Below are 16,197 nucleotides of genomic sequence, written 5' to 3' on the forward strand. Positions count from 1 at the left end.
CCAACTTGTCAAGAGTCGACGGGTGTACGAAGGCTGACGGATCGGTGAACCGGCGGACGTCCTCCCGGATGCGTCTACGCTGAGAACCGCTCTCCGAGCCCACCCTTCGGTCATCACCCATGACCTGCCTTTCCACCCCCTTCACCCACGGACGCGTCGAGGAGACCCCCCAGATGTCAGCGGAGCACCCCACCCTTCCCCCCGTTCGGCTCCGTGCGGACGCGGAGCTGGCGCGGGACGCCCTGGCCGCCCCCCTCCTCGCCCACGCGGTCAGGCTGGCCCGCTGGGCCGGGCCCGACACCCGGGTCGACGCCGGCGGCGAACTCGTCGACGAGCAGCTGCCCGAGGCCGTCGAGCTCCTGGGCCTCGCCGACGGCGAGGACGGCGAGATCTGGGCGAGCGACGCCTGGCGCCTCGCCGTCGACACCGGCCTCGTGGCCGTGGAGGACGGCCGGGAGTCGGCGGAGGGCGACACCCCCGGGCGGGCCGCGCCCGGGGAGAACCTCGCGCTCGTCACGGCCGGTTCGCCCCAGGACGTCCTCGGGATCTGGCTGGACGGCTTCGACGCGGTCTTCGCCGACGCCGTCGCCCCCGTCCTCGACGACCTGGACGCGATCGTCGGCGAGGACGGCGAGATCGACTTCGAGTCGCTCGACTGGGACCCCGAGGTGGAGGCCGACTTCCTGGAGGGCGTGCTCGGCAACCTCTACCTGCTGACCGTCAGCGAGGGCGGGGCCGGGGAGGGGCCGGTGCCGCTGCCCGCGCTCGCCGCCTCGATGGTCGTCCCCGACGACATGGGCGAGCCCACCGACGACGTCCTGGAGCAGGTCTCCGACGCGATGATGCGGCTCGACGAGCAGTTCCGGCTGCTCGAACCGATCGGGCTCGTCGCCTACCAGCCCGTCGACGAGGCCCTGATGGCCGAGGAAGGCGAGGAGCCCGCGCCGCCCGTCGACGAGGAGGACGTCAGCCGGTACGGCATGGTCCGGCTCACCCCGCTCGGCCTCTACGGCGTCCGCGCCCGGATGCTGGAGGCCGGTGTCGACGCGCCCGCCGTCGGCGACCTCGCGGAGAAGGGCGCCGACGCGCTCCTCGACGGGATCGCCGGCTACCCGGAGGCCGCCGCGCGCGAGGAGACCGCCGGGTGGCTGGAGGGCCGCGACGCGCTCGGCGCGGCCCGGGAACTCCTGCACGCCGCGCGCGGCGCGGACGCGGGGTCGCCGCTCCGCCGCCTCCACTGCCAGCAGACGCTCTCCCTGGTGGGCGCGGAGGCGGAGCCCGCCGTGCGCGAGGTCCTGGACGACGCGGAGCTCGGCGGCCTCGCGCGGGTCTGGCTCGCGGAGCGGGGCGCGGCGGACGTGCCCGCGCCGCCGGAGTCGATGATCTTCTGGCTGGCGGTCGACACGATCGCCGCCCAGCTCGACGCGGACGGCGACCTGGCGGAGGTCCAGGAGCTGATCGAGGGCCTGACGGGACGCCACAGCGGCTTCTTCGAGGCGGCCTGGCGGGTGGAGCACCCGGCGACGGCCGAGGTCCTGGAGGCGATGGGCCGCCTGCACCGGGACAAGACGGTGGCGAAGGAGGCCCGGAAGGCGGCGTTCAAGGCGCGGTCGCGCGCCGGGGCCTGAGGGTCTCCGCCCGGCGGTGTTCCCGTGGCGTTCAGGCGGTGTTCGTGGCGGCGCGGGAGGGTGGCCCGCGACATCCGGGCCAGCACAGGGAGACCGCCACACCATGCCCCTCAACCGCAGAGAGTTCACCAAGCAGTCCGCCGTCGCCGGTGCGGGGCTCGCCCTCACCGGTGTCGTCGGCGCTCTCGCCACCGCGCCCGAGGCGCTCGCCTCCGACGACCCGGAGGCGTACGGCCACGGTCACGACAACGGCCACGACCACGACCACGACCACGGTCATGGGCACGGTCACGGCCACCGGCTTGGGTACGGGCCGCTCGTCGCCGACCCCGAGGGGATGCTCGCCCTGCCCGCCGGGTTCTCGTACCGTGTCGTCACCCACAGCGGCGTGACCCGGCTGGAGTCCGGCGAGTTCACGCCCTCCAACCACGACGGCACCGCCGCCTTCGCCGGGCCGCGCGGCACCACGTACCTCGTCAACAACCACGAGCTCAAGGGCGTCCGGGCCGGCTGGAAGCACCCCGTCCCGCTCGTCGAGGGGCTCGTGTACGACCCCGCCGCGGCCGGCGGCTGCACGGTCGTCGAGGTGCACCGCGACGGCACCGTCGCCGAATGGGTCGGCATCGCCGGAACCTCCACCAACTGCGCCGGGGGCAGCACCGCCTGGGGCACCTGGCTGACCGGCGAGGAGAACTCCGACCGCGCCGGCGTCAACGGCATGACCAAGGACCACGGCTACGTCTTCGAGGTCGACCCGCGTGACCGGCGCGCCAACCGCGACCCGAAGCCGATCAAGGCCTTCGGCCGGTACGACCACGAGGCCGTCGTCATCGACCCCCGGCGCGGCCACGCCTACCTCACCGAGGACGCCTCCAACCCCAACGGACTGCTCTTCCGCTGGGTGCCGCCGCAGGGCTTCGAGCACGGCCGCGGCAAGCTCCGCCGGCTCGCCGACGACGCCGGTGTGCTCCAGGCCGCCAAGTGCATCGACTCCGGCGGCCGCTTCGTCGACGACCTCTCCCGGGCGTCCCGGATCGGCACCGTCTACGGCGTCGACTGGGTCGACGTCCCCGACCGCGACGGCCGCACCACCTCCGTCCGCAAGCAGTTCACCGCCGGTCAGGTCACCCGCGCCCGCAAGCTGGAGGGCATGTGGTGGGCCGACGGCGGCGCGTACGTCGTCTCCTCCTACGCGCGCGCGGAGAGCCCCGGCGCCGCGCACGACGGCCAGGTCTGGTTCTACGACCCGAAGCGCCGCACGCTCACCCTCAAGGTGCTGCTCGGCGTGAACGCCGCTCCCGACGAGGACGGCGCCTACGACGGCCCCGACAACATCACGGTCTCCCCGTACGGCGGGCTCGTCATCGCCGAGGACGGCGAGGGCGTCCAGCACCTCTTCGGCGCGACCGACTCGGGCCGCACCTACCCGATCGCCCGCAACGACCTCAACGGCAGCGAGTTCACCGGCGTGACGTTCTCGCCGGACGGTGACACCCTGTTCGCGAACATCCAGGATCCGGGCATCATGGTGGCGATCACCGGCCCCTGGCGCCGCCAGCCCCGCCGCTGATCCCCGCCGCGGAAAGGGACACCGAACCCCCACACGGGTACGGTCGCTGACCTCTGGTCAGTCCCATGGACTGACATCTAACCTGTCAGTCCATGGACGTATTACGGCCGGTGGGCCGGACCCTGCTGCGTGACCGGGCGTACGAGGCGCTGCGCGAGGCCATCGTGCGCGGCGACCTCGCCCCCGGCGCCCCGCTCAAGGACGCCGACCTCGCCGACCGGCTCGGGCTCTCGCGCGCCCCGGTGCGCGAGGCCCTGGCCCGGCTCGGCGACGAGGGGCTCGTCGAGTCCAAGCCCCAGGCCTACACCCGGGTCACCCGGCCGGTCAGCCGGGTCGTCAGGGACGCCGCCTCCGTGGTGCGGGTCATGCACGAACTCGCCGCCAGGACCGGCGTACCCCTGCTCGGACCCGACGGCATCCGGGCCATGCGCGAGGCCAACGAGCGCTTCGCGGCCGCCGTCCTGGCCTCCGACGTGGAGGCGGCCCTCGACGCCGACGACGAGCTGCACCAGGTCCTCGTCGTCGCCAGCGGCAACCACGCCGCCGCCGCCACGATCGCCCGCTACACCCCTCTGATCCGCCGCGTCGAGCGGCGGCTCTTCGGCGACGCCGGGAGCTGTGGATCGGCCGAGCTGCACGCCCGCCTCATCGACGCGTGCGAGGCCGGGGACGCGGCGGAGGCGGTGCGGGTCACCACGGAGATCTGGGCGGCGCTCGAACAGCTCGCGGACGACGCCATCGAGGTGGCCGAGGTCACCGGCATTCCCGCGCCCGCCCCCTCCGCGGATTCCCCGGCTCCGTAGCGCGTCCTCGACCGTCGACCAGCGGCCGTCAGGCCGTCACCCACCGGGAGCCGCATTGCCGATCATCGATTTCGACCGCTACCCGCTCCTCTTCGGGCCCTCACCGGTCCACCCGCTCGAACGGCTCACCCACCATCTCGGCGGCGCCACCCTCTGGGCCAAGCGCGAGGACTGCAACTCCGGCGTCGCGTACGGCGGGAACAAGACCCGCAAGCTGGAGTACCTGGTGGCGGACGCGCTCGCCCAGGGCTGCGACACCCTCGTCTCCATCGGTGGCGTCCAGTCCAACCACACCCGCCAGGTGGCCGCCGTCGCCGCCCGCGCCGGACTGCGCTGCGTCCTCGTCCAGGAGAGCTGGGTCGACTGGCCCGACTCCGTCTACGACAAGGTCGGCAACATCCTGATCAGCCGCCTCGCGGGCGCCGACGTACGCCTGGTGCGGGCGGGCTTCGGCATCGGCTTCAAGGAGAGCTGGGAGCAGGCCCTGCGGGAGGTCGAGGAGGGCGGCGGCAAGCCGTACGCGATCCCCGCGGGCGCCTCCGACCACCCGCTCGGCGGACTCGGCTTCGCGAACTGGGCGTACGAGGTGGCCGAGCAGGAACGCGCGCTCGGCGTCTTCTTCGACACGGTGGTCGTCTGCTCGGTGACCGGCTCGACCCAGGCCGGCATGGTCGCGGGCTTCGCCGCGCTCGCCGAGGAGGGCGGACCGGCCCGGCGGATCATCGGCGTCGACGCCTCCGCGAAGCCCGGTCCGACGCACGAGCAGATCACCCGGATCGCCCGGGACACCGCCGCCCTCATCGGGGTCGAGCGGGTGGTGACGGCGGCCGACGTCGAGCTGGACGAGCGCTACCACGCGGGGGTGTACGGCATCCCGGACGAGGCCACCCTCGACGCGATGCGGCTCGCCGCCCGCACCGAGGGCATGGTCACCGACCCCGTGTACGAGGGGAAGTCGATGGCGGGCATGGTCGACCTGGTGGACCGGGGAGAGATCGGCCGGGACTCGACCGTGCTCTACGCCCACCTCGGCGGCCAGCCCGCCCTCAACGCCTACAGCGCCCTGTTCTCCTAGGCCGGACAGGGCGCCGGGGCCGGTCGCTCAGAGTGCCTGGGCGGCCGGCTTCACCATGCCGCGGACGGTCCGCGACTTCACGAACTCGCCCATCGCCGTCATCTCCCACTCGCCGGAGAACTGCTTGATCAGCTTGGCCATCATCACGCCGGTCTGCGGCTCGGCGGTGGTCAGGTCGAAGCGGACCAGCTCCTCGCCGGTCGCCGCGTCCATCAGCCGGCAGTAGGCCTTGGCGACCTCGGTGAACTTCTGGCCGGAGAAGGAGTTGACCGTGAAGACCAGACCGGTGGTGTCGGCGGGCAGCCGGCCCAGGTCGACCACGATCACCTCGTCGTCGCCCGCGCCCTCGCCGGTGAGGTTGTCGCCGGAGTGCTTCACCGAGCCGCCCAGGATGGAGAGCTTGCCGAAGTAACAGCTGTCCTGGTGGTTGCGCTGCGGCCCGTAGGCGATGACGGAGGCGTCCAGGTCGATGTCCTTGCCCCGGTAGGCGGGCTCCCAGCCGAGGCCCATCTTGACCTGGGAGAGCAGCGGGCGGCCGCCCTTGACCAGGGAGACCGTCTGGTTCTTCTGGAGGTTGACCCGGCCCTTGTCGAGGTTGATCTTGCCGGAGCCGGGGGCCGGGGCGGCGGCCGGGGGAGCGGGCGGGACGGCGGCCGCGATCCGGGGGTCCGCCGGGGCGACGGGCGGGGCCGGGGGCGACACCGGGGCGGGCGGGGCGACGGGGGCGGGCGCGGCCGCCACCGGGGCGGCGGCGGGCTCGTCGTCCACCGAGACGCCGAAGTCCGTCGCGATGCCGGCGAGACCGTTCGCGTATCCCTGGCCCACGGCGCGGGCCTTCCACGCGCCGTTGCGCAGGTAGATCTCGACGACCACCAGGGCGGTCTCGGTGGCCAGCTGCGGCGGGGTGAAGGTGGCGAGGACGCTGCCGTCGTCCGCGTTGCGGAGGGTGGCCGTGGGCTCGATGCCCTGGAAGGTCTGGCCCGCGGCGTCGGGGCTCGCGGTGACGACGATCCTCTCGATGCCGGCCGGGACGGCGCCGGTGTCCACCAGGATCGCGTCGGGAGCGGCACCGCCGCCGGAGCGGTAGGTGACACCGGGCCCGGCCGGCTGGTTGTAGAAGATGAAGTCGTCGTCCGAGCGCACCTTGCCGTTGGCGCCGAGCAGCAGGCCCGAGACGTCCAGCCGCACGGGGGCGGTGACGTCCACCGCCACGCGAGCGACGGTGAGGGGGATGTTCGAGCCGGGGGTCATAGCGGTCATGCCAGGGCTAACGATCCGGGCCCCTTTGCCGTTCCCTTACCCTCGGCCGGTTCGGCCACCTTGATGACGGGGGTGGTTCCTGGCCTGCCGTTCGTTGCCGAAGCGGTACGAGCCCGTCCAGCGGGCCATCACCAGCTGGGCGTCGCCCGACTCGACCTCGGCGAGGAACTTCTCGGCCCGCCCGCCGCGCAGGACGCCCGCGGCGCGGCCGAGGTGGGTGAGCACGACGGAGCCGTCACGGCGCCGCTCGTAGGTGAATCCATGGGGGCGTGGCATGCCGGGCATCCTGCCGTTCCCGGTCAGATCCGTCATATGAATATTCTTTCGACCCATGGGTGCAGTGGGGGCGGAGGGGCCGGTGCTACCGGTGGGGGCAGGGGGCGCTGTGGACGGGAGCTGTTTTCGGACCCGGGACGTGGACGAGGCGCGTGAGGAGCTCGACACCCGCTACTACGCGAACCGGATGGACGTCGTGGACCGCGAGCGGCGGCCCTTCGCGGCGCGCTTCGATACCATCGCGCTCGGTCCGCTGGTCATCGGCGACCTCAGCTGCGGGGCCGATGTGCGGATGAGCTTCGGGGAGCTCGGCGCCTACCACGTGAACGCGCCGCTCAGCGGGCGGATGGAGATGCGCCAGGGCGGGGCCCCGATCGTCGCCACGACCGCCGAGGCGCTGTTGCTCGACCCGGCCGGGGACACCTTCCTCGACCGCTGGAGCGGGGACTGCCGGACCCTGTCGGTGAAGGTCGGGGCGGCGGAGCTGCGCGACCGCCTGGAGCGGCTGATCGGCCGCCCGCCCCGTGGCGCGCTCGTCTTCGCCCCCTGTCTGGACATCACCCGCGGCCCCGGTCTGAGCTGGGTGCGCTTCGCCCGCCAGGTCGCCGCCGAGGCGCTCGCCGGCGAGGGTCTGGCCCGGCACGAGCTGGTGGCCCGTCCCTTGCAGGAGGCGCTGCTCAACGGGCTGCTCCTGGCCGCCGAGCACCCCTGGCGCGAGGCGCTCGCCCATCCGGGGGAGCCCCGGCGCCCGGCCCCGGTCAAGCGGGCGATGGACGCGGTACGGGAGCGGCCCGAGCACCCGTTCACCTCCACCGAGCTCGCGGCCATGGCCCGGGTGAGCGTGCGCCGCCTCCAGGAGTCGTTCCGCGAGTACGTGGGCATGTCACCCATGGCGTACGTACGGGAGGTCCGCCTCGACCGGGTCCGCGAGGAGCTGCGGGCGGCGGCGCCGGACGAGGTGAGCGTGAGCGAGGTGGCCTGGCGCTGGGGCTTCGCCCACCAGGGCCGGTTCGCGGCGCGCTACCGGGAGAAGTTCGGCGAGTCGCCGTCCGGCACCTTGCGCGGCTCCCGCTGAGCTCCGGGGGCCCTGTGCCGCTGCCCCGGCCGGTGCGAGCGGGCCTCCGCGCGCCGGGCGCGCTCGCGTGTGTGTCCGGTGTGCGCCCCGGGCGGGTAAGGGGCGCTTACCGCGCTGACCGGTGCACTTCCCTGCGTCAACCCGTCGCGCATTCCGGACAGGTGCCGCGTTCAGCGGATCGCGATGATCTTCGTGCGGGCCTACGGTGAGCACGTCCGGTCTGCCAGCGTGCGCCGTGACCCGGGCCCCGGCCGGCTCCCCCGTATCAGTCCGGCCGGGTCCTGTGTACTTCCTCCCGCCCTGGCCGGAGCCCGTCGCTCAGTGCGGCCACCGGGGCGGGTCCACGCAGAAGTGGCCGCCCAGGTAGAGGTCGTCGGCGCTGCCCTCCGGCGGGAGGCCCTTCTCGGCGACGACCTTCTCCGCGTACACCTCCGAGTCGTCCTCCGGAGCGAAGCCGAGCGCCCGGGCGGTGGAGAGGTCCCACCACGCGCGCGTGTTGGCGGAGGAGCCGTACACCACCGTGTGGGCCACGTCCTCGGCGGTGAGCGTGGCGTGCAGCAGCCGGGCGCAGTCGGCGGGGCTGAGCCACATCGACAGCATCCGGACCGAGGTGGGCTCGGGGAAGCAGGAGCCGATGCGGACGGAGACGGTCTCGACTCCGTGCAGGTCCCAGTAGAGCTGCGCCAGGTCCTCGCCGAAGCACTTGGAGAGGCCGTAGAAGGTGTCCGGGCGGTGCGGGGTGTCGACCGGGACCGGCGGCTCGCCCTCGCGCGGCCGCCGGGTGAAGCCGACGGCGTGGTTGCTGGAGGCGAGGACCACGCGCCGGACGCCCTCCTCGCGGGCGGCCTCGTAGAGGTGGTACGTCCCGGCGATGTTGGCGGCCATGATCTTCTCGAAGTCCGACTCCAGGGAGATGCCCGCCAGGTGCACGATCGCGTCGACGCCCCGGACCGCCTCGCGCAGCGCCGCGCGGTCCGCGAGGTCGGCGACGATCGCGTCCGGCGCCCCCGGCACCGGGACGACGTCCAGGAGGCGGAGCTCGTAGCCGTACGGGGGCAGCAGCTCCCGCATCAGCGTGCCGACGCCTCCGGCGGCGCCGGTGAGCAGGACGGTGCGGGGTGCGGGCATGGAGTCGATCTCCTCCGTTGAGTGGCATTCACATCCGTGGACAAGCTAGGGAGCGGTCCGACCGGGCGTCAAGAGTGCGCGATGCGGCGGGTTCACTCCTTGACCGGCCGTTCCGCGCTGTTCTAGCGTGCGGAACGCCAGTGTTCAAGAATATGGATGACAGTCATAACTGTGCACGCGAAGGCTGCACGACGGACTTCCCTGGGAGCGCCCGTGACCACTGCCCCGCTCGCCGGCCGGCTCGACGGCCTGCTGTTCTTCCCCGTCACCGCCTTCGCGCCCGACGGCTCCGTCGACCTCGGCACCTTCCGCGCCCACGTGCGCGCGGGCGTCGACGCGGGCGCCGCGGCGGTGTTCGCCTGCTGCGGCACCGGCGAGTTCCACGCCCTCACCCCCGAGGAGTTCCGGGACTGCGTCGCCGCCGCCGTCGAGGAGGCCGGCGGCCGCGTCCCCGTCGTCGCGGGCGCCGGCTACGGCACCGCCCTCGCCGTCCGGTACGCCCGGCTCGCCGAGGAGTCCGGCGCCGACGGACTCCTCGCCATGCCCCCCTACCTCGTCGTCGCCGACCAGGCCGGACTGCTCCGCCACTACACCGAACTCGCCGCCGCCACCTCGCTCGACGTCATCGTCTACCAGCGCGACAACGCGATCCTCACCCCCGCCACCACCGTCGCCCTCGCCCGCACCGACGGGATCATCGGCCTCAAGGACGGCCTCGGCGACCTCGACCTCATGCAGCGGATCGTCAGCGCCGTCCGCGCCGAAGGCCTCGACCTGCTCTACTTCAACGGCCTGCCGACCGCCGAACTCACCGGCGCCGCCTACCGGGGTATCGGTGTCACCCTCTACTCCTCCGCCGTCTTCTGCTTCGCCCCCGACCTCGCCCTCGCCTTCCACCGCGCCCTCACCACCGGCGACGACACCACCGTGAACCGGCTCGTCGACTCCTTCTACCGGCCGCTCGTCGAGCTCCGCGCCCAGGGACGGGGATACGCCGTCTCGCTCGTCAAGGCGGCGGTACGGAGGGGAGGCCTGGACGTGGGCGAGGTGCGGCCGCCGCTGAGCGAGCCCGCCCCCGAGCACGTCGACGCGCTCATGCTGCTCGTCGACCGCGCCCGCGCCGTCCTGAAGGAGCTGGAGGCGTGAGCGGCATGCGCGCGGGGACGTTCGTCTACCCCTGGGACGTCGACGGCGACCCCGCCGCCCCCGGGCTCCTCGCGGACCTCGGCCTCGCCCAGGTCACGCTCGCCTCCGCATACCACTCCACCCGGGCCCTGACCCCCCGCCACCCGGCCCACCGGATCGTCACCGCCGAGCACGCCGCCGTGCTCTACCCGCCGGACCCCGGCCGCTGGGCGGACCGTCCGCTCCGTCCCCACCCGGCGGGGGAGTGGGCCCCCGGCGACTCCTTCGGGCGGGCCGCCGAGGCCCTCGCCGCCACCGGCCTGGAGGTGCACAGCTGGGTCGTGCTCGCGCACAACTCCCGTCTCGGCGCCGAGCATCCGGAGACCTCCGTCGTCAACGCCTACGGCGACCGCTACCCCTGGGCCCCCTGCGTCGGCCGCCCCGACGTCCGCGCCCTGCTCGTCGGCCTGGCCGCCGAGGCCGCCGTGCGGCCCGGCGCGGCCGGCACCGAACTGGAGTCCTGCGGCTGGTACGGCCTCGCGCACCTGCACGCCCACGACAAGACCGGCGGCGTCGCGCTCGGCGAGCGGGAGCAGTACCTGATGTCGCTCTGCTTCTGCCCCTCCTGCCGCGAGGGGTACGGGAACGAGGGCGCCGACCCCGGCGAACTGGCCGCCGCCGTGCGCGCCGCCCTGGCGCCCGTGTGGGCCGGGTCGGGCCCCGCGGGCGGACTCGGCGCCCTGGAGGCCCCCACCGCGGCCTGGCGCGCGGGGACCGCCCGCACCTTCCAGGAGGCCGCCGTCGCCGCCGTACGGGCCGCCGCCCCGGCCGGCTTCCGGGTCCTGCTGCACGCCGACCCCGACCCGTACCGCTGCGGCGCCGACGCCGGCACGGACCCGGTGCACGTCCTGGGGCTCGCGGACGGGGTGGTCGCCCGCCCGCCCCGGATCGCCGGCTTCGCGGCCCACGCGCGGCCCGGCACCGTCCTCGCGGCGAACCTGTCCGTCGTCACCGGCATGGGGGGCGCGCCCGGCCGGCTCGCGCACGACGCCGGTCTCGCCCGCGAGGCGGGCGCCGGCGAGCTGCGGCTCTACCACGCCGGGCTTGCCTCGGACGAGGACCTGGCGGCCGTCCGCTCCGCCCTGCGGAGACTCGGCTAGGAGGAGACCCCGGCCGCCTGCCGCCTGTCGCCTCCGACCGCCCCGGTCCCGGGGGCGCGGGCGGCAGGCGCCCGGCCGGGGCGTGGGCGCCGCCGGCGGCGGGCCGCGTCCTCACCAGGCCAGATCCTCCAGCGCGTCCAGATCGGGCACCACCGTCGCCGCCGGCACCGCCCCGTCCGTGCCCACCCTCAGCTCCGCCCAGATCGTCTTGCCGCGCCGGGCGTACCGCGTCCCCCAGCGGTCCGCGTACTGCGCCACCAGGTACAGCCCGCGTCCGCCCTCGTCCGTCGTCGCCGCGTGCCGCAGGTGCGGTGAGGTGCTGCTGCCGTCGGAGACCTCGCAGATCAGCGTCCGGTCGTGGAGCAGCCGGACCCGGACCGGATCGGCCCCGTACCGCACCGCGTTCGTGATCAGCTCGCTGAGCACCAGCTCCGCCGTGAACGCCAGGTCGCCGAGACCCCACTCCTCCAGCTTCGCCGCCGCCGCGTTCCGTACCGGCGAGACCGCCGACGGATCGCGGGCCACCTCCCACTCGGCGATCCGCTGCCGGTCGAGCAGCCGGGTCCGGGCCACGAGCAGCGCGATGTCGTCGCGCGGCGAGGGCGACAGGAGCGTCGCGAGCACGTCCGCGCAGGTCTGCTCCGGACTCCGGTCCGGGCGCGCGAGCGTCGACCGCAGCAGCCCGAGGCCCGTGTCGAGGTCCCGGCCCCGGTCCTCCAGAAGCCCGTCCGTGAAGAGCACCAGCTTGCTGTCCTCCGGCAGCCGCAGCTCCGTCGCCTCGAACGGCACGTCGCCCAGGCCCAGCCCGAGCGGCAGCCCCGGAGACAGCTCGGGGAACTCGACCCGCCCGTCGGGACCCACGAGCGCCGGGCCGGGATGCCCCGCGCTCGCCACCGTGCACAGGCCGGACGCCGGGTCGTAGATCGCGTACAGACAGGTGGCGCCGGTGATGCCCTCCTCCCGCCGCCGCCCCTCGGCGTCCGGCCCGTCCGACTCCCGGTCGTCGATCCGGGCCGTCAGCTCGTCGAGGTGTCCGAGCAGCTCGTCGGGGGGCACGTCGAGCGTCGAGAAGTTGTGCACCGCCGTCCGCAGCCGCCCCATGGTGGCGGCCGCGTGCAGCCCGTGCCCCACCACGTCCCCGACCACGAGCGCCACCCGCGCTCCCGGCAGCGGGATCACGTCGAACCAGTCGCCGCCCACCCCGGCCTTCGCCGGGAGATAGCGGTACGCCACCTCCACCGCGCTCTGGTCCGGCAGCACCCGGGGCAGCAGGCTCCGCTGGAGCGTCACCGCCATCGCGTGCTCCCGTGTGAACCGGCGGGCGTTGTCGATCGCGACCGCCGCACGCGCCGCCAGCTCCTCCGCGAACGACAGGTCCTCCTCCCCGAAGGGCTCCGGGGTGTCCGCGCGCCAGAAGTTGGCCATCCCCAGGACCACCCCGCGGGCGAGCAGCGGCACCGTCAGGAGCGAGTGCATCCCGAACGCGAGGGCCCGCGCCGCCCCCTCCGGGTCCTGCGCCCGCCAGCCCTCCGCCGAGGCCAGCTCCGCCTGCACCACCGCGTGCCCCGCGCTCAGGGCCGTCGCCATCGGGGTGCTGGGGACGTCGAACCGCACGGTGTCCCCGACGGGCTGGAGCGGCTGGTCGGGCCGCAGCCCGCTCAGCGCCGTCCGCCGCATCTCCGTGGTCGCCGTCGCGGACGTCGGCGGCTCCTCGCCGCGCAGCACCGGTTCGAGCAGCTCCACCGTCGCGAAGTCCGCGAACCGGGGCACCGCCACCTCCGCCAGCTCCTCCGCGGTCCGTACGACCTCCAGCGTCGTCCCGATCCGCACCCCCGCCTCGTACAGCAGCTGGAGCCGGCCACGGGCCACCGCCGCCCGGCCGGTCAGCGCGGCCAGCTCGGTGGTGTCCCGCATCGTCATCACACAGCCGGACTCGCGCCCGGCGGGGAGCGTGGGCCGCACGCTCACCGCGAGCAGCCGGTCGCCCGCCCGGTGCACCTCGTCCGTCGCCGACCGGCCCGACACGAGCAGCTCGACCGTACGGGGATCGAGGCCGAGCTCCGAGACGTGCCGCCGCTCCGCGTCCGCCGTGAGACCGAGGAGGCGTCGCGCCTCGTCGTTGGCGAGCAGCAGCCTGCGGTCCGGGCCCACGATCAGGACGCCCTCACGGACCGCGTGCAGCACCGCCTCGTGGTGCTCCTTCATCCGGGTCATCTCGGCCGGGCCGAGGCCGTGCGTCTGCCGTCGCAGCCGCCGGCTCACCAGGGCGGCGCCGCCCACGGCGATGACGAGCGCGCCCCCCGCCGCCCCGACGAGCAGCGGGAGCCGTCCCTGCACCGCGTGGCTGATGCTCTCCACCTCGATGCCGCTGGTGACCAGGCCGATGATCCTGCCGTCGTCGTCGACGACCGGGACCACGGCCCGGACGGCGTCGTTGGGCGCGCCCCTGAACAGTTCGGTGAAGGACTCGCCGTCCACGCTCGCCCGCGTCAGGTCCCCGGTCGCCTTGCGGCCGATCAGGTCCAGCTGCGAGTCGGTGTACCGCACACCGTCCGGGCTGAGGACGGCGATGAAGTCGACCCCCGTGGCCAGCCGGGTCGCCTCCGCCCGCGCCTGGAGCGCCGCCGTCGGATCGGGCGAGGTCAGCGCGGCGTCGATGCCGGGCGCGTGCGCGAAGGCCTCCGCGACGGCGAGCGAGCGGACCTCGGCGTCCCGCTCCGTGTCGTTGCGGGCCTGGTGGAACGTGATGAACACGGCCGCCGCGATCACCAGGAGCGCGATCAGCGCCTCCAGGGCGAAGACCTGACCGGCGACGCTCCGCAGCCCGGTGCCGCGCTCACCCGTTCCCCGCCGCCGGTCTCCGCCCTGGGCCGTCATCCCGTGCTCCGGGCGATCAGCAGCGCCACGTCGTCCGGCGCCCCCGGCCGGCGCAGCGCCCGCAGCAGCTCGTCACAGGTCTCCTCCAGGGGCCCGCGGGCCTTGTCGAGGAGCCCCACGAGCAGCGCGAGCCGCTCGTCGATGGACTCGTGACGGGTCTCGATCAGACCGTCCGTGTAGAGCACGAGCCGGTCCCCGGGCCGGAAGGGCACCCGGGCCGTGTGGAACGTGCCGCCGCCCACGCCGAGCGGCAGCCCGGGCGAGAGGTGCACCAGCTCGGCGGGCCCGTCCACCGGAACCCGCACGGGCGGCAGATGGCCCGCGTTCGCGATCCGGCACCGGGCCTGGGCGGGGTCGTGCACGGCGTAGAGACAGGTCGCGATGTAGTGCTCCAGGCCCTCCGTGATCCGGTCCAGGTGCCGCAGGACCTGGGCGGGCGAGAGGTCGAGGTCCGCGAAGGCGCAGGTCGCCGTCCGCAGCCTGCCCATCGTGGCCGCCGCGTCGATGCCGCTGCCCATCACGTCCCCGACGACGAGCGCCGTCTTGTCCTCGGTCAGCGGGATCACGTCGTACCAGTCGCCGCCGACCTCGCTCGACGCCTGCGCCGGCTGGTAGCGGGCGGCCACCTCAAGGCCCGCCCGCTTCGGGGGCGCGCCCGGCAGCAGGCTGCGCTGGAGCGTCACCGCCGAGTTGCGGACGCTCTGGTACCAGCGCGCGTTGTCGATGCTCACCGCCGCGCGGGCCGCGAGCTCCGTCGCGAGCAGCACGTCGTCACCGTCGAAGGGCAGCGCGTTGTGGTCCCGCTTGAGGTCGAGCGCGCCGAGCACCTCGCCGCGCGCGATCAGCGGCACCGCCAGGTACGAGTGGACCCCGGCCCGGGCGAGCATCTCGGCCGCCTCGGGGCTCCGGGCGATCCGGGCGAGGTCGCCGGGCCCGACGTGCTCGACCAGGACCGGCAGACCGGTGTGCACACACCGGGTGACGAGACGGTCGGCCCCGTACATGGCGACGGCGCCGGGCGGGTCCGCGGCCGGCAGCGCCTCCGTCGGGGAGCCGGCCTTCACGGCGAGCGCCCGGAACAGCTCGGGCCCCTCCTCCGGCGCGCCCGGCCGGCGCAGCGCCAGGACGGAGTCGAGGACGTCGACGGCGGCGATGTCCGCGAGTTCCGGTACCACCACGGAGGCCAGCTCGTCGGCGGTCCGCTCCACCTCCAGGGTGGTGCCGACCCGGGCGGAGGCGTCCGCGATGAGGGCGAGCCGTCGCCGGGACCGGTCGGCGTCCGCGTCCGCCCGGTGCCGCTCGGTCACGTCGATGACCGAGGCGGCGACGCCCAGGACCCGGTCCTCGGCCCCTTCCAGCCGGTAGAAGGACAGCGACCAGGCGTGGTCGCGGTCCGGGTCGGCGGGGGTCCGCCCGACGGTGGGGTGGTCGAGCAGCGGCGTCCCCGTCGCCAGGACGGCGCGGAGCGCGGCCTCCAGGGCCTCGGCGTCGACCTCGGGCAGCATGTCGCCGATGCGCCGTCCGATGTGCAGCGCGGCGGGGACGCCGTTGATCCGTTCCAGGGCCGGGTTCACCAGGACGTAGCGCAGGTCGGTGTCGAGGACGGCGAGGCCGATCGGGGACTGGGAGACGAGCCGGTCGGAGAGGGCGAGCTGGGTCTCGACACGTTCGACGGCGGAGTGGTCGGCGGCGATCCCGAGCGCGTACAGGCCGCCCAGGTCGTCGGTGAGGCGCATGTTCCGGAACTCGACGTTCCGGATGCTGCCGTCCTTGTGCCGTACGGGGAAGACACCGGCCCATGTCGTGCCCTCGCGCAGCACCTCGCCGAAGAGGCGTATCGCCTCCTCCCGGTGCTCCGTGCCGACGATGAGCCGGGCCACGTACTGGCCCAGGGCCTCGGCGGCGGGGAAACCGAAGAGCGCCTCGGCCTGCGGGCTCCACAGCACGATCCGGCCGTGCGCGTCGACGACGATGGCGGCGACCCCCAGCATGTCGAGGAGCCCCGCGCCGTCCAGGGGCGTACCCACCCGCCCCGTCGTCCCCGGGAAGGAACCGGCCGTCACCCTGCCCTCCTCCCGCCGCGAACACGCCTCCTTCCATGCTCGCCGCCCACCGGCCGCCCCGCACCGCGAGCGACGGGCGGGAACGCGCGGGCCGGCCGTCGGCGGGCCGGGCGGAGGGCGTTTCGGCGGGGGCGTCGGAAGGCGCTTCCGAGGGCGC

At 74.5% G+C, this 16,197-nt stretch carries 12 protein-coding genes; 7 read left to right on the top strand and 5 right to left on the bottom strand.

Going from position 1 to position 16,197, the window contains the following annotated elements:
• The first annotated feature begins 173 nt into the window (after positions 1-173).
• From ACRRSS_RS09345 to ACRRSS_RS09360, 4 genes are all read left to right on the top strand, one after another.
• A complete protein-coding gene (locus ACRRSS_RS09345; protein ID WP_435975288.1) occupies positions 174-1,628 on the top strand; it encodes a hypothetical protein in 1,455 nt (484 codons plus the stop codon).
• A 103-nt stretch (positions 1,629-1,731) separates the two neighbouring features.
• Positions 1,732-3,198 (top strand): alkaline phosphatase PhoX, encoded by a 1,467-nt coding sequence (locus tag ACRRSS_RS09350; RefSeq protein WP_435970747.1) that lies wholly within the window; start codon positions 1,732-1,734, stop codon positions 3,196-3,198.
• A gap of 92 nt (positions 3,199-3,290) precedes the next feature.
• Positions 3,291-4,001, top strand: a complete 711-nt coding sequence (locus tag ACRRSS_RS09355) for a GntR family transcriptional regulator (RefSeq protein ID WP_435970748.1) — start codon at positions 3,291-3,293, stop codon at positions 3,999-4,001.
• Between the two features lie 55 nt (positions 4,002-4,056).
• A complete protein-coding gene (locus ACRRSS_RS09360; RefSeq protein WP_435970749.1) occupies positions 4,057-5,076 on the top strand; it encodes a 1-aminocyclopropane-1-carboxylate deaminase in 1,020 nt (339 codons plus the stop codon).
• A gap of 27 nt (positions 5,077-5,103) precedes the next feature.
• Here the strand turns inward: ACRRSS_RS09360 and ACRRSS_RS09365 are convergent, their stop codons facing one another.
• Entirely contained in the window at positions 5,104-6,327 is a 1,224-nt protein-coding gene (locus tag ACRRSS_RS09365) for a TerD family protein (protein WP_435975289.1), read from the bottom strand.
• A gap of 45 nt (positions 6,328-6,372) precedes the next feature.
• A complete protein-coding gene (locus tag ACRRSS_RS09370; RefSeq protein ID WP_435975290.1) occupies positions 6,373-6,612 on the bottom strand; it encodes a hypothetical protein in 240 nt (79 codons plus the stop codon).
• 139 nt (positions 6,613-6,751) lie between these two features.
• Between ACRRSS_RS09370 and ACRRSS_RS09375 the strand changes: the two genes are divergently transcribed.
• Positions 6,752-7,687 (top strand): AraC family transcriptional regulator, encoded by a 936-nt coding sequence (locus tag ACRRSS_RS09375; protein WP_435970750.1) that lies wholly within the window; start codon positions 6,752-6,754, stop codon positions 7,685-7,687.
• Between the two features lie 318 nt (positions 7,688-8,005).
• Here the strand turns inward: ACRRSS_RS09375 and ACRRSS_RS09380 are convergent, their stop codons facing one another.
• Positions 8,006-8,815, bottom strand: coding sequence for an NAD-dependent epimerase/dehydratase family protein (locus tag ACRRSS_RS09380; RefSeq protein WP_435970751.1), 810 nt, complete (start codon positions 8,813-8,815; stop codon positions 8,006-8,008).
• A 213-nt stretch (positions 8,816-9,028) separates the two neighbouring features.
• Here ACRRSS_RS09380 and ACRRSS_RS09385 point away from each other — a divergent pair, with 213 nt between their 5' ends.
• Together ACRRSS_RS09385 and ACRRSS_RS09390 are read left to right on the top strand one after the other, a co-directional pair.
• Positions 9,029-9,961 (top strand): 5-dehydro-4-deoxyglucarate dehydratase, encoded by a 933-nt coding sequence (locus ACRRSS_RS09385; protein WP_435970752.1) that lies wholly within the window; start codon positions 9,029-9,031, stop codon positions 9,959-9,961.
• A 5-nt stretch (positions 9,962-9,966) separates the two neighbouring features.
• A complete protein-coding gene (locus ACRRSS_RS09390) occupies positions 9,967-11,100 on the top strand; it encodes a hypothetical protein (protein ID WP_435975291.1) in 1,134 nt (377 codons plus the stop codon).
• 111 nt (positions 11,101-11,211) lie between these two features.
• Here the strand turns inward: ACRRSS_RS09390 and ACRRSS_RS09395 are convergent, their stop codons facing one another.
• Complete coding sequence (locus ACRRSS_RS09395) at positions 11,212-13,977, bottom strand: SpoIIE family protein phosphatase (protein WP_435970753.1); 2,766 nt, start codon at positions 13,975-13,977, stop codon at positions 11,212-11,214.
• Complete coding sequence (locus tag ACRRSS_RS09400; protein ID WP_435970754.1) at positions 13,974-16,040, bottom strand: SpoIIE family protein phosphatase; 2,067 nt, start codon at positions 16,038-16,040, stop codon at positions 13,974-13,976. Before ACRRSS_RS09400 ends, ACRRSS_RS09395 begins: the two co-directional genes overlap by 4 nt.
• Positions 16,041-16,197 lie beyond the last annotated feature (157 nt).

It is taken from the genome of Streptomyces sp. Qhu_M48 (assembly GCF_051305195.1).
In the GTDB taxonomy this organism is placed as follows: domain Bacteria; phylum Actinomycetota; class Actinomycetes; order Streptomycetales; family Streptomycetaceae; genus Streptomyces.

Excerpts from the sequence above, each read along its gene's own strand:
- ACRRSS_RS09370 (WP_435975290.1), bottom strand. The coding sequence starts at position 6,612 with ATGCCACGCCCCCATGGATTCACCTACGAGCGGCGCCGTGACGGCTCC.
- ACRRSS_RS09355 (WP_435970748.1), top strand. The coding sequence starts at position 3,291 with ATGGACGTATTACGGCCGGTGGGCCGGACCCTGCTGCGTGACCGGGCG.
- ACRRSS_RS09350 (WP_435970747.1), top strand. The coding sequence starts at position 1,732 with ATGCCCCTCAACCGCAGAGAGTTCACCAAGCAGTCCGCCGTCGCCGGT.
- ACRRSS_RS09390 (WP_435975291.1), top strand. The coding sequence starts at position 9,967 with ATGCGCGCGGGGACGTTCGTCTACCCCTGGGACGTCGACGGCGACCCC.
- ACRRSS_RS09345 (WP_435975288.1), top strand. The coding sequence starts at position 174 with ATGTCAGCGGAGCACCCCACCCTTCCCCCCGTTCGGCTCCGTGCGGAC.
- ACRRSS_RS09395 (WP_435970753.1), bottom strand. The coding sequence starts at position 13,977 with ATGACGGCCCAGGGCGGAGACCGGCGGCGGGGAACGGGTGAGCGCGGC.
- ACRRSS_RS09380 (WP_435970751.1), bottom strand. The coding sequence starts at position 8,815 with ATGCCCGCACCCCGCACCGTCCTGCTCACCGGCGCCGCCGGAGGCGTC.
- ACRRSS_RS09365 (WP_435975289.1), bottom strand. The coding sequence starts at position 6,327 with ATGACCCCCGGCTCGAACATCCCCCTCACCGTCGCTCGCGTGGCGGTG.